This is a genomic window from Streptomyces changchenzhani, from assembly GCF_039766235.1.
In the GTDB taxonomy this organism is placed as follows: Bacteria; Actinomycetota; Actinomycetes; order Streptomycetales; family Streptomycetaceae; genus Streptomyces.
The window spans coordinates 602,631-615,115 of sequence record NZ_JBDHNH010000002.1 but is presented as its reverse complement, the minus strand read 5'-3'; the positions used below and the strand labels follow the sequence as shown (position 1 = coordinate 615,115).

Sequence of the window (12,485 nt, the reverse complement as noted above, 5' to 3'; positions counted from 1 at the left end):
GCTCAGATGCTGAAGCGCTCCCTGCCGAGCATCGGCCGGACCCGGGTGTCGAACCCGCCGGTGCGGAACGGGCGTTGGAGCAGGCCGGGGCTCAACTCCTGGGCGAGCGCGGCGATGACCATGCCCTGGTCGAGCGCGAGGACGAAGTCGCTGACCCGGCCCGTCACCACATCGACGGAGTCCCGGAAGCCGTAACCCTCGTCGTAAGCGCCGAAGTCGCGCGCGAGCGCCTTGAGGTTGGCGAGCGCCTCGGTGCGGGCCTGCGGGAGCGCGAGGAAGGAGGCGTGCGGGGTGACGACGCCGTGCGACTCGTACCCCTCCAGCTGCATGCCGATCGCGTCCACGCCGTACTCGCGGTAGCCGCCGGCCGGGATGTTCGCGGGGGAGAAACCCCAGTATCCGTACTCGGCCTCGATCAGGCCGTGTTCGATGTGCGAGCGGACGTAACGGCCGTGGGTGGTGCGCCAGGACGCCGACCACGTGGACTCGGGGACGAAGAGCGGCACCATCAGCGCCTCGAACATCGAGCCGCCCCAGGTCGGGACGAGCTTGCGGCCGCGATGGGTGTAGTGGCCCTGCCAGACGCGTACGCCGTCCATCACGGCGTACGCGCCCTGCGGGGTCTGCTCCTGCTCGTGCTCGGGCAGCATGGTCCGCAGCAGGTGCCAGTAGTGGTCGGTGGGCAGGCTGCCGTCCGCGATACCCTGGTAACTGGCCATGCGGGGCTCGGTGTTGAGGGCGCCGTAGTGGTGGGGTGTCGGCTCGCCGGTGTCGGTCCAGAAGCCGCCGCGCAGCTGGCCGGGGCCCTTCACCGGGTCGGCCGGGTCGTACGGCGTGTAGAAGTACGACCAGTCCGCGCCGGCCAGCAGCTTGCTGATGCGCGGGCGCAGCTGCGGATCGGCGTCGGCGGCGATGCGCAGGCCGGTGACCAGCCAGGCGTTGTCGACGGAGGACAGGAAGGGGCGGACCGGGTCGCCGGTGCCCGGCCAGCTGGTGAGCACCGAACCGTCGTACGCGTCATACCAGTTGAGCCAGAAGCCGTGGTGGCGCTCCAGCTTCTCCACGGCTCGTACGGTGTGCTCCAGACGGCGGTGCATCGTGTCGTGGTCGATGACGCCGAGTCCGGCCGCGGCGACGGTGGACCACAGGCCGCAGCCGATGTTGGTCGGCGAGGTGTTCTGCGAGGGGACGGGCCGGCCCGGCGCGGAGAGGTCGGTCTTGTCGGCCGTGAGGCCGAAGTCGGTCGTCATCGCCCGCATCGAGCGGTACGTGTCACGGAACCAGGTGTGCAGCAGCGAGGTGTCGGCGGCGTGCGGGCGATCGGTCGTGCGGGCGGACGCGGTGGGCGCCCCGGCGGCTGCCAGGGACAGGGCGGCGGCCCCGGCGCCGGTGGCGGTGACGAACGTACGACGGTCCATGAAGGATCAACTCCCGGTCGCAGGTGCGGAGATGGACGGGAGCCGGCGGGGTCAGGTCCGCCGGCTCCCGGGTCTTCAGGGGTGGTGCGTGGGCCCCTAGGCGGCGATGCGCGGCAGTTCGCGGGTGCGGCCGAGGCCGCCGAGCCAGACCGCCGACGGCTTGGCGGTCCGCTCGAACGTCTGCGGGTCGACGGCGATCAGCCCGAAAGTGGGTTGGAACGAGCCCCACTCGTAGTTGTCCAGGGCGCTCCAGGCCAGATAGCCGTCGACGTTGATGGCGTCGTCCAGGGCGGCGGCGACCGCGCTGAGCGCGCCCGTGTAGTAGTCCACCCGGCGGGTGTCGTCGGCGGTCGCGATGCCGTTCTCGGTCACGATGAGCGGTACGTCGCCGACCAACTCGGCGGTGTGGCGCAGCGCGTACCCGATCGCGGCCGGGTAGTACTCCCACTGGGTCAGGGTGCGCTCGGCGTCCTCGGGCGCCGGGATCGGGCCCTGCGCGCCGATCCTGGTCCGGGTGTAGGACTGGACGCCGATCCAGTCGTCGCCGCGGGCGGCCTCGATGAACACGTCCTCGCGGGGGCGGCGGTACGCGGCGGTGGCGTCCTCCGCGCCGGGCAGCGCCTGGTAGACCTGGTTGGCGACGGTCCAGCCGACCCGGATGTCCGGGTTGATGCCCTTCACGGCCTTGACGGCGGCGTGGTGGGCGGCGATGACGGCCAGCGTCGTCTCCTTGTCGGGGGTCGGCAGCCCCGCCGGGGGAAAGCCGATGTTGCCGGCCTTGGCGGCCCCGGCCATCACCGCGATCATGTTGGGCTCGTTGATGGTGCAGACGTACGGCACATCCTCGGCGATGACCGTCGCGGTGGCCTCGGCGTAGCGGGTGAAGAGCTCCACGGCGCCGTCGGCGACCCAGCCGCCGCGCTCCTCGAACCACTGCGGCACGGTGAAGTGGTGCAGGGTGACCATCGGCCGCAGCCCGCGGGCGACGGCGCCGTCGACCATGCGCCGGTAGTGGGCGAGCTCGGCCCGGGAGAAGTGGCCCTGGGCCGGTTCGATGCGAGCCCACTCGATGCTGAACCGGTAGTCGGTGAAGCCCAGTTCCGCGAGGAGGTCCATGTCCTGGTCCCAGCGGTGGTAGCTGTCGCAGGCGTCCAGGCTCGGCTCCTCGATGGTGGAGTCCGCGCTGTGTTCCTTCACCCACCAGTCGCTGTTGGTGTTGTTGCCCTCGATCTGGTGGGCGGCGGTGGAGGCACCCCACAGAAAGCCGTCGGGGAAGCGGGTCGGGGCGTGCGTCATCGTCATGTCTCTCTGGTGTGGGGGGTGTGGGGGGTGTGGTGCCGTGCCGTGACCTTCGGCTACTTCAGACCCGCGGTCGCGATGCCCTGGGTGAAGTGCCTCTGCAGTACGGCGAAGACGAGCAGGACCGGCAGCACGACCAGGAAGGATCCGGCCATCAGCACCCCGTTGGCGCCGTTCGCCCGGTTGGGGTCGGTGGCGAAGGTGGCCAGCGCCACCGGGAGGGTGTATTTGTCCGGGTCGTTGGTCGCGATCAGCGGCCAGACGAAGTTGTTCCAGGACCCGAGGAACGTGATGATCCCCAGCGTCGCGAGAGCCGGTTTCACCAGCGGCATCACGATCCGCCAGAAGATGTACCACTCACCGGCGCCGTCCAGCCGGGCCGCTTCAAGCAGCTCGTCGGGGATCGACAGCATGAACTGCCGCATCAGGAACACCCCGAAGGCCGCGGCCGCGAAGGGCAGCACCAGACCGGCGTACGAGTCGATCAGCTGCATCTTGCTCATCAGGACGAAGAGCGGCAGCAGCATCAGATTGCCCGGCACCATCAGCGCGCCGAGCACCAGGGCGAACAGCTGCCTGCGGCCCGCGAAGTTCAGCTTCGCCAGGGCGTAGCCGAGCATCGAGCAGAACAGCAGATTGGACACCGTGACGAGGGTGGCGACGACGGTGGAGTTGAAGAAGTAGAGCGGCAGATCGAGCAGGTCGAGCAGCTCACGGAAGTTGGCCAGGGTCCACTCGGTGGGGATCCACACCGGGGGGCTCGCGGCCAGCTCGGGCTTGGTCTTGAAGGCGGACAGCGCCATCCACAGGAAGGGAGCCGCCATGGCCAGCAGGCCGAGGGCGAGCAGGCTGTAGGTGACGGGCTTGCGCAGCCGTACGGCGCTCATTTCGTGTTGTCCTTCAGCAGTCGGAGCTGGAGCACCGTGATGCCCATGATCACGACGAAGAGGACGTACGCCATCGCGCTCGCATAGCCCATGTGGAAGAAGTTGAAGCCTTCGCGGTACATGTTGAGCGACACCGTGAGGGTGCTGTCGGAGGGCCCGCCGTTGGTCATCACAAACGGTTCCTCGAAGACATTGAGGTAGCCGATGGTGGTGATCACCGTGGCATACAGGATCGTCGGCCGCAGCAGCGGAACGGTGATCGCGCGGAACTCCTGCCACAGACCGGCGCCGTCGAGGCGGGCCGCCTCGCGGACGTCCGCCGGAATGGCCTGGAGCCCCGCGATGCACAGCACCATGACCGTACCGAGGTTGCGCCACGCCGCCATCACGATCAGCGAGGGCATGGCGAGTGCCTCGGAGCCGAGGAAGTCGGGTGCGGTGAGGCCGACTTCGGAGGCGAGTCCGGCGATCAGGCCGTCGGCCGGGTCGAGGACGAAGCGCCAGACGACGGCGATGGCGACGATGCTGGTCACCACCGGCGCGTAGAAGCCGATCCGGAACACGGTGCGCATGCGGTTGATGCCGTTGTTCAGCAGGACGGCGACGGCCAGACCCGAGACGACTGTCAGCGGTACGCCGACGACCACGAAGTACCCCGTGTTGAAAAGGGACTTGAGGAACTTCTCGTCGCCGAAGAGCTTGGTGTAGTTCTCGAAGCCGATGAACTTCGCGGAGAGAGGGTCGGTGACATTGCGCAGTCCGAAGTCGGTGAAGCTCATCACCAGCGTCGCGACGATCGGCAGCGCCATGAACACCGAGAACAACACCAGGAAGGGCGTGGAGAACAGCCAGCCGGCGAGGTTCTGCACCCCGGCCCGGTTCTTGCGCCGGGCCGGGGGCCCGGCGGCCGGGGCGGCCGGGCCCGGTCCGGCGGGGATCTTGGCGATCCCGCCGGACCCCTGAGTCGTACGGGTGGCGCTCACCGCACTACCCCACCAGGCCGGAGGTGTCGGCCTGCAGCTTCTTGGCGGCCTGCTCCGCGGTGGCCTTGCCCTGCGTCACGGACTCGACCGCCGTGTCGATCTTCGCGCCGAACTCGGCCCACCTGGCGATCGCCGGGACGCCCTTGGCGGTTTCCATCTGCGTCTTGAAGATCTTCATATTGGGGTCGGTGGCGAGCTTGCCCTGGTCCCAGGCCGCCTGGTTGGCGGGCAGGTCGGTGGTCAGGGTGTACCAGTCTGCCTGCGCCTTGGGGGCGGTCAGGGACTGGATGAACCCCTGGGCCGCGGCCTTGTGCTCGCTGTCCTTGGACACGACCAGGCTGGAGCCGCCCACCCAGGAGGTGGACGCGGCGTCGGCGGGCATCGGCGCGACCGCCCACTTGCCCTTCAGGCCAGGCTGGTTCTCGGCGATGTTGGTGGTCTGCCAGGGCCCGGAGAGGAACATCGGCGCCGAGCCGTTGCCGAAGTCCTTGATGACGTCGTAGCCGGGCTGGACGCTCTTCTTGGAGTAGCCCTTGTCGAAGTACGAGGCGTACTCCTTCAGGGCCTTCACCGAAGCGGCGCTGTCCAGGGCGGGCTTGCCGTCCTTGAGCAGCTCTCCGCCGGCGGAGTAGAGGAACGGCAGCCAGTTCTGCCAGGTGTCCAGGGTGTACGGCTGGAACGAGACGCCCCACTTGGTCTTCGCCTTGTCCTGGTAGGCGGCCGCCAGTGCGGACATTTCCTTCCAGTTCTTGGGCGCCTGCTTGACGCCTGCCTTCTCGGCGAGGTCGGTGCGGTAGTAGAGGACGCGGGTGTCGACGTACCAGGGGACGCCGTAGGCCTCGCCTTCGACGACGTTGTTCTCCCAGGCGGCCGGGAAGAAGTCGGCCTTCTTGAACGCCTTGGTGTCCACCGGCTCAAGGACGCCCAGCTCCGCGAACTCGCCCATGAAGGTCGAGCCCATCTGCATCACATCGGGCAGCGAGCCGGCTGCGGCGGCGGAGACCAGCTTCTGGTGGGCGACGTCCCAGCCGATGGGGGTGACCTTGACGGTGAGGTTCGCGTGCTGGTTCTCGTACGCCTTGGCGATGTCTACGAGCTTCTCGCCCTCGGTGCCCATGGCCCAGACGGTGAGCGTCTGCTTCTTGTCGGCAGCCACCTGTTCACCGCCCGATCCGCCACAGGCGGTGATTCCGAACGCCGTGGCGAGTGCGAGGGCGGCCGAGACGGTTCTGGTGGTGCTGTGCATGGACGGCTCCTCCTTGAGCTCCCCCGATGTATGCGCTGTCTGTAAGCGCATACATCACCCTGCTGCAGGGGCGCGGGGCGCCGCAAGGGGAGACCTGGTCACGCTTGCGTAACGAGCCGGAAATGTGGGGACGGCTTTGGGGAACGCTAAGCGGGGTCGTTGCAGATGGAAAGCGTGTGAGACGGACGACGCGTCCGGCGGCAGTCGCGGGGCGGGCGGGGGCGGACGCAGGAGGCCGGTCCGGGGCGGTCCGAGGGCGGCCCGCAGCCGCAGCTGTTCGAGGGCGGGGCGGCCCGCACCCGCAGCTGTCCGCAGGCGGGGTCGGGGTCGTCCGCGGCGGGACTCCCTAGCCGCAGCCACACCCGCAACTGTCCGCGTCGGGGCAGCCCTCAGCCGCAGCCGCAGCTGTCCCGGCGGGCCACCGACACCGGCAGCATCAGCGACACCGGATCACGGTCACGGTCGGCGAGCCGCCGCACCAGCAGCTCCACCGCCTCCTCGCCAAGACGCTGGATGGGCTGGCGCACCGTCGTCAGCGACGGCCGTACGATCCGGCTCAGCGGAATCCCGTCGAACCCCGTCACGGCGATGTCCTCGGGGACCCGCACCCCACGCCGCTCCAGCGCGTGCAGCGCCCCCACGGCCATCTGGTCGTTGGCGAAGAGCATCGCCTGCGGGCGCGGCGCGTCGCCCCGGCCCAGCAGCGTCTCGGCGGCCCGCTGCCCCTCGGCCCGCGTCATCATCGCGGCCCGTACGGACGGCTCGTCCGGCACCGGAAGCCCCGCGTCGCGGCACGCCTCCTGGTAGCCGCGGAATCGCGCCTCGGCGTCCGGGGAGTCCGGCTGGCCCCCGACGAAGGCCAGCCTGCGCAGCCCGTGGTCCTCGATCAGATGCTGGGCCAGCTCGCGCTCGCCGTCGGAGTTCGCCACCTCGATGTGGTCGAGATGGTCGATCTCCCGGGGCCCGGCCAGCATGACCACCGGCAGCCGCCGCGAGATCACTTCCAGGTCCTCGGTGGGCACCGTCCGCGCCAGCACCGCGAAGCCGTCCACCCGCCCCGCCACCTTGGCGACCAGGCTCTCGGGACCGCCCGCGAGCGAGGCCGCGATCAGCAGCGCGTACCCGTGCCGCCTGGCCGCCCGCTCCATGCCCCGGATGACGTGGTCGGAGTAGAGCATCACCGCGGAGTCGTCGTCCGCCGCCTCGGTGTCGGCCTCGGCGTCCGGGTCGGCGAAGTCGGGAAAGCACAGCCCGAGCACGCCGGTGGTCCTGCTCGCCAGCCCCCGCGCGTTCCCACTCGGTACATAGCCGAGCTCGCGCGCCGCCTCCACGACCCGGTCGCGGGTCTGGGCCCGGACGGAATCCGGGTTCCGGTAGACCCGCGACACCGTCGCAATGGAGACGCCCGACCGCTCGGCGACGTCGTACACCGTGGGGGCGCTCACCCGACCGACCGTCCGTCCGCTTCTTGTCCGCGGTCTTTCTCCGCGTTTCCGTAACCGTTTGCGCTTGCGTTTGAAAGCGCATTCACCCTAGGCGGCGACAGCGACCGGGAGCAAGACCGACCCCGCGGCCGGGGTGGCCGTCAGGCCGACTTGGCCGCCGGCAGCTCGGCGTCCGTGTCGGTCGGCTGCGATGCGGGCCATCTCGCCGGCGGCGGGAAGCGGTGCTCGGCGGGACGGTCCGGGGATCACTTCGAGGCGCGTTTCGGCCTGGGTGCGTGGAACGATCACGTTCGTATAGTGCTGGTCGAAGGACAGGATCGCGGGTCGAGCCAGGCGCCAGGCCAGTGTGGCGTTGACGGTGTCCGCCAGCCCGAGAGCGTGACCGAAGTACCTGGACATCAGATCTTCGGCCTCGGGCAGGAGGGACACCACCAAAATGCGCGGCGCATTCAGTGCCGCGACCCCCGCCTGATGGGCGTCGTCCTTCCGGTTGTAGGCGGCGACCAGTATGCACGTGTCGACAATGGCGACAGGCGGAGCATCGGTCGCTGGCCGAATCCTTCGCGGAGATGCTCGTCGGTGCGGGCGGCCAGGTCGGCCGCCCCGTCGAACAATCCCCATTCGGGCACGCGTGGATCGTCGCCGATGGGCTCCGAGGGGATGGTCAGGGAGCCGGTGGCCCATTCCCCGATGAGGGCTTCCGGTGTGCGCCCGAGGACGGCGGCCAAGTCACGCAGCAGCGAGGCCCGGCTTCCGCTGACCGTCACGTTCGCGCTGATCTGCTCGTCCTGTGGAGGCTCCGCAGGCTGGTCGTTCATCGTTCGTGGTCCCCTCGTGGTGGCGAGTGGTCCCATTCTGCCCGCATTCCCTCCACTGTGGGGCGGGAATATCGGGTGCGTCGCCGTTCCGCATGCCGAAAATCCCGTCCCGTTGCGTCGAATACCGAAAAATCGAAGCAATGCGACAGGTGCAGCAACGGCGCGCACCACGGCTATTCCGCCCCCCGCTCCCTCACTCCCCCCGGCGGCGGATCTTGTTCCCCAGCCAGACCAGGGGGTCGTACTTCCGGTCCACCGTCCGTTCCTTCAGCGGGATCAGCGCATTGTCGGTGATCTTGATGTTCTCGGGGCAGACCTCGGTGCAGCACTTGGTGATGTTGCAGTAGCCGAGCCCGTGTTCGTCCTGGGCGGTCTGTTTGCGGTCGAGTCCCGCCTCCGCTGCTGCGTCCAGGGGATGCATGTCCAGCTCCGCGACCCGCATCAGGAAGCGGGGGCCGGCGAAGGACGCCTTGTTCTCCTCGTGGTCGCGCACCACATGGCAGGTGTCCTGGCACAGGAAGCACTCGATGCACTTGCGGAACTCCTGCGACCGCTCCACATCCACCTGCTGCATCCGGTACTCGCCCGCCCCGACCCCCGGCGGCGGTACGAAGGAGGGCACCTCCCGCGCCTTCGTGTAGTTGAAGGACACATCCGTCACCAGATCGCGGACGACGGGAAAGGCCCGCAGCGGCGTCACGGTGATCGTCTCCTCGGCGGAGAAGACCGACATCCGCGTCATGCACAGCAGCCGAGGGCGGCCGTTGATCTCCGCACTGCACGAACCGCACTTGCCCGCCTTGCAGTTCCAGCGGACCGCGAGGTCGGAGGCCTGGGTCGCCTGGATCCGGTGAATGATGTCGAGGACGACCTCGCCGTCATTCACCTCGACGGTGAAGTCCTTGAGCCCCCCGCCGTCCTTATCGCCCCGCCAGACCTTGAAGTTGGCCTTGTACGACGTCACTCGTAGAGCTCCTCTTCGGCGAGGTACTTGACCAGCTCTTCCTTCTCGAAGAGGGCGAGCAGGTCGGGTCGGATGGGCACGGTGTTCTCCCGGAGCAGCGAGACCTGCCCCTGCATCGGGTCAGCCGCTGTCAACTCGCCTCCGGGAGAGGTCAGTTGGCAAAGCAGGTTGATCCGCCGCCAGTCCCGCTCCATGGCCGGGCAGTCCTCGCGGGTGTGGCCGCCGCGGCTCTCGGTGCGCTCCAGGGCCGCGCGCGCGATGCACTCGCTGACCAGCAGCATGTTTCGCAGGTCGAGGGCCAGGTGCCAGCCCGGGTTGAACTGCCGGTGCCCCTCGACCCCGGCCCGCCGGGCCCGTACGCGCAGATCGGCCAGCTTCGCCAGCGCCTGCTCCATCTCCGGTGCCCGCCGGATGATGCCGACCAGGTCGTTCATCGTCTGCTGGAGCTCCTGGTGGAGGCTGTACGGGTTCTCCGGCGGGCGCCCGTTCTCCTCGCCGGGCCCGGGGCCCTCTGCGCTGAAGGGGCGCAGTGCCTCGGCCGCGGCCGTGTCGATCTGGACCGGGTCCACCGCGGGCCTGGCGCCGGTCGTGAAGCCGGTGGCGTACTGGGCGGCGTGCAGTCCGGCGCGCCGCCCGAAGACCAGCAGGTCGGACAGGGAGTTGCCGCCGAGCCGGTTGGAGCCGTGCATGCCGCCGGCCACCTCGCCCGCCGCGAACAGACCCGGGACGCCGCGGGTGGCGGCGCTGTCGGACTCGACCGCGATGCCGCCCATCACGTAGTGGCAGGTCGGGCCGACCTCCATGGCCTCCGCGGTGATGTCGACGTCCGCGAGTTCCTTGAACTGGTGGTACATGGACGGCAGTCGGCGCCGGATCGTGTCGGCGGGCATACGCGTCGACACATCGAGGAACACCCCGCCGTGCGGGGAGCCGCGGCCCGCCTTGACCTCGGAGTTGATGGCGCGGGCGACCTCGTCGCGGGGGAGCAGCTCGGGGGGACGCCGGTTGTGGTCCGGGTCCTCGTACCAGCGGTCGCCCTCCTCCTCGGACTGCGCGTACTTCTCCTTGAAGACGTCGGGGACGTAGTCGAACATGAAGCGCTTACCCTCGGAGTTGCGCAGCACCCCGCCGTCGCCGCGCACCGACTCGGTGACGAGGATGCCCTTCACCGAGGGCGGCCAGACCATGCCCGTCGGGTGGAACTGCACGAACTCCATGTTGAGGAGCGGGGCGCCCGCGAGCAGCGCAAGCGCGTGCCCGTCGCCGGTGTACTCCCACGAATTCGACGTCACCTTGAAGGACTTGCCGATGCCACCGGTGGCCAGCACCACCGCCGGGGCCTCCAGTACGAAGAACCGGCCGGACTCCCGCTCGTAGCAGAACGCTCCCGAGACCCGCTCGTCCTCCTTCAGGACCCTGGTGACTGTGCACTCCTGGAAGACCTTCAACCGGGCTTCGTAGTCGCCGAATTCGCGGAAGTCCTCCTGCTGGAGGGAGACGATCTTCTGCTGGAGCGTACGGATCAGCTCCAGGCCGGTCCGGTCGCCGACGTGGGCGAGCCGCGGGTACTCGTGTCCGCCGAAGTTGCGCTGGGAGATCTTCCCCTCGGGCGTACGGTCGAAGAGTGCACCCCAGGTCTCCAACTCCCAGACCCGGTCCGGGGCTTCCTGCGCGTGCAGTTCAGCCATCCGCCACTGGTTGAGGAACTTGCCGCCGCGCATGGTGTCGCGGAAGTGCACCTGCCAGTTGTCCCCGGAGTTCACATTGCCCATGGACGCGGCGATGCCGCCCTCGGCCATCACCGTGTGGGCCTTGCCGAAGAGGGACTTGCAGATCACCGCGGTACGGGCGCCGTGTTCGCGCGCCTCGATGGCGGCGCGCAGCCCCGCGCCGCCCGCGCCGACCACGACGACGTCCCACTCCTGCCGTTCGAGTTGCGTCATCAAAAGGCCCTTACCGTTAGAAGAAGCGCGGATCGTCGAAGGCGCCGGACGCCACGAGATAGACGTAGAAGTCGGCGAGCGCGACGCTGATCAACGAGGCCCACGCGAGGCCCATGTGATGTGCGTTCAGCTTGCTGACCCACCCCCACATCCGATAGCGCACCGGGTGCTTGGAGAAGTGCTTGAGTTTCCCGCCGATGATGTGCCGGCAGGAGTGGCAGGAGAAGGTGTACGCCCAGATCAGCACGATGTTGACCAGGAAGATCAGCGTGCCGAGTCCCATGTGGCCCCACGCGTAGTTCTCGTCGCGGAAGGCGAGCACGGTGTCGTACGTGAGGATGAGCGCGACCGGCACGGCGGCGTAGAAGAAGTAGCGGTGGATGTTCTGCATGACCAGCGGGAAGCGGGTCTCACCGGTGTACTTCTTGTGCGGCTCGGCGACTGCGCAGGCCGGGGGAGACGCCCAGAAGCCCCGGTAGTAGGCCTTGCGGTAGTAGTAGCAGGTCAGCCGGAAGCCGAGCGGGAAGATCAGGATCAGCAGGGCGGGGGACAGGCCCCACCAGGAGCCGAGGATCTCCCAGTTGGGGCCGCCCTTCATCGGCGCGCAGTTCTCCGCCAGACACGGGGAGTAGAAGGGCGAGACGTACGGCGCCGCGTAGTAGTCCGCGTTCGAGAAGGCCCGCCACGTCGAGTAGACGATGAAGGCGAGCAGTCCGGCGGCGGTCGCGGCCGGCGCCAGCCACCAGCGGTCGGTGCGCAGATGGCGGGGCGTGATGGCGGCGCGCGAAGCGCCGTGTACGCCCGTTGAGGCTTGAGGTTCTGTGCCAGTGGCCAACGAGGACTCCATAGGGAGCGGGCAGTCGGGACAGGGACGGGTGGGGAGGGGCAGGGCGGACAGTGCTGGGGTTACGGCGCGTGCCGGTCGCGGGCGCCCAGACCCTCGTCGTCCGTGTCCGTCCACAGCGAGCTGTCGTACGGGGCGTCGGGGATGGTCACCAGGTCCGGGCGCGACTCGGGTGTGCGTATGGCGGGTGCGGCCTCCCTCAGCAGGGCGAGGCTCTCACGCAGATGGCCGGTGTCGGTTCGTACGCGTCTGATCTCCAGGCCGTCGCCGCCGACCCGCTGCTCCAGCTGTGCGACCGACCGGACCAGTTCGTCGAGGCAGCGCTGAACTGCCGTCAACTCATCTTGCAGGGACATGGATTGCCCTCACTTCCGTGGTGGCGCGTGGTCACGCTCGTGCGCCTGCGAGTGTCGCGCGTCACATCCCTCCTTGTGAAGGGGACGTGCAGCGATTCTCGGCGCGCGGCTTCGTGCGCGCCCCCTTCTGTTGGGCCGCACGGGTGGGGTTCGGGGGTGCGCCGCCGTGTCGCCGACGGCTCACGTCCGGCGGCCCTTTCAGTGGGAGGGCAATAGATGTGATCAGCTGCATATGCCGCCAAATGTGAAAAACCGGGTTCATTCCGACAGGGAGTGGGCCGG

At 69.0% G+C, this 12,485-nt stretch carries 12 protein-coding genes; all 12 read right to left on the bottom strand.

Going from position 1 to position 12,485, the window contains the following annotated elements; all coding sequences use genetic code 11:
* Nucleotides 1–2: 2 nt before the first annotated feature.
* Complete coding sequence (locus ABCR94_RS10990; RefSeq protein WP_347119024.1) at nucleotides 3–1,418, bottom strand: glucoamylase family protein; 1,416 nt, start codon at nucleotides 1,416–1,418, stop codon at nucleotides 3–5.
* A 96-nt stretch (nucleotides 1,419–1,514) separates the two neighbouring features.
* The gene (locus ABCR94_RS10985; protein WP_347119148.1) at nucleotides 1,515–2,714 is read right to left on the bottom strand and encodes a glycoside hydrolase family 1 protein; all 1,200 of its coding nucleotides are present in this window, start codon (nucleotides 2,712–2,714) and stop codon (nucleotides 1,515–1,517) included.
* A gap of 59 nt (nucleotides 2,715–2,773) precedes the next feature.
* Nucleotides 2,774–3,604: a carbohydrate ABC transporter permease gene (locus ABCR94_RS10980; RefSeq protein WP_347119023.1), complete on the bottom strand. Its 831-nt coding sequence runs from the start codon at nucleotides 3,602–3,604 to the stop codon at nucleotides 2,774–2,776.
* Nucleotides 3,601–4,542: a carbohydrate ABC transporter permease gene (locus ABCR94_RS10975; RefSeq protein ID WP_521976746.1), complete on the bottom strand. Its 942-nt coding sequence runs from the start codon at nucleotides 4,540–4,542 to the stop codon at nucleotides 3,601–3,603. The genes ABCR94_RS10980 and ABCR94_RS10975 overlap by 4 nt, the downstream gene beginning before the upstream one ends.
* Nucleotides 4,543–4,591: 49 nt before the next feature.
* Nucleotides 4,592–5,833 carry a sugar ABC transporter substrate-binding protein gene (locus ABCR94_RS10970; RefSeq protein ID WP_347119022.1) on the bottom strand — a complete coding sequence of 414 codons (1,242 nt, stop codon included), beginning with the start codon at nucleotides 5,831–5,833 and terminating at the stop codon, nucleotides 4,592–4,594.
* Nucleotides 5,834–6,222: 389 nt separating this feature from the next.
* Nucleotides 6,223–7,278, bottom strand: coding sequence for a LacI family DNA-binding transcriptional regulator (locus ABCR94_RS10965; RefSeq protein ID WP_347119021.1), 1,056 nt, complete (start codon nucleotides 7,276–7,278; stop codon nucleotides 6,223–6,225).
* An 87-nt stretch (nucleotides 7,279–7,365) separates the two neighbouring features.
* Nucleotides 7,366–7,707: a hypothetical protein gene (locus ABCR94_RS10960; RefSeq protein ID WP_347119020.1), complete on the bottom strand. Its 342-nt coding sequence runs from the start codon at nucleotides 7,705–7,707 to the stop codon at nucleotides 7,366–7,368.
* Between the two features lie 20 nt (nucleotides 7,708–7,727).
* Nucleotides 7,728–8,096: a hypothetical protein gene (locus ABCR94_RS10955; RefSeq protein ID WP_347119019.1), complete on the bottom strand. Its 369-nt coding sequence runs from the start codon at nucleotides 8,094–8,096 to the stop codon at nucleotides 7,728–7,730.
* A gap of 193 nt (nucleotides 8,097–8,289) precedes the next feature.
* Complete coding sequence (locus ABCR94_RS10950) at nucleotides 8,290–9,060, bottom strand: succinate dehydrogenase/fumarate reductase iron-sulfur subunit (protein ID WP_347119018.1); 771 nt, start codon at nucleotides 9,058–9,060, stop codon at nucleotides 8,290–8,292.
* Nucleotides 9,057–11,003 (bottom strand): fumarate reductase/succinate dehydrogenase flavoprotein subunit, encoded by a 1,947-nt coding sequence (locus ABCR94_RS10945; protein ID WP_347119017.1) that lies wholly within the window; start codon nucleotides 11,001–11,003, stop codon nucleotides 9,057–9,059. Before ABCR94_RS10945 ends, ABCR94_RS10950 begins: the two co-directional genes overlap by 4 nt.
* Before the next feature lie 16 nt (nucleotides 11,004–11,019).
* Nucleotides 11,020–11,838, bottom strand: a complete 819-nt coding sequence (gene sdhC / locus ABCR94_RS10940) for a succinate dehydrogenase subunit SdhC (RefSeq protein WP_347119016.1) — start codon at nucleotides 11,836–11,838, stop codon at nucleotides 11,020–11,022.
* Between the two features lie 71 nt (nucleotides 11,839–11,909).
* Entirely contained in the window at nucleotides 11,910–12,203 is a 294-nt protein-coding gene (locus ABCR94_RS10935; RefSeq protein ID WP_347119015.1) for an Rv0250c family protein, read from the bottom strand.
* Nucleotides 12,204–12,485: the final 282 nt, after the last annotated feature.

Coding starts and splice junctions, on each gene's coding strand:
- ABCR94_RS10990 (WP_347119024.1), bottom strand. CDS start 1,418: ATGGACCGTCGTACGTTCGTCACCGCCACCGGCGCCGGGGCCGCCGCC.
- ABCR94_RS10985 (WP_347119148.1), bottom strand. CDS start 2,714: ATGACGCACGCCCCGACCCGCTTCCCCGACGGCTTTCTGTGGGGTGCC.
- ABCR94_RS10980 (WP_347119023.1), bottom strand. CDS start 3,604: ATGAGCGCCGTACGGCTGCGCAAGCCCGTCACCTACAGCCTGCTCGCC.
- ABCR94_RS10970 (WP_347119022.1), bottom strand. CDS start 5,833: ATGCACAGCACCACCAGAACCGTCTCGGCCGCCCTCGCACTCGCCACG.
- ABCR94_RS10955 (WP_347119019.1), bottom strand. CDS start 8,096: ATGAACGACCAGCCTGCGGAGCCTCCACAGGACGAGCAGATCAGCGCG.
- ABCR94_RS10945 (WP_347119017.1), bottom strand. CDS start 11,003: ATGACGCAACTCGAACGGCAGGAGTGGGACGTCGTCGTGGTCGGCGCG.
- ABCR94_RS10935 (WP_347119015.1), bottom strand. CDS start 12,203: ATGTCCCTGCAAGATGAGTTGACGGCAGTTCAGCGCTGCCTCGACGAA.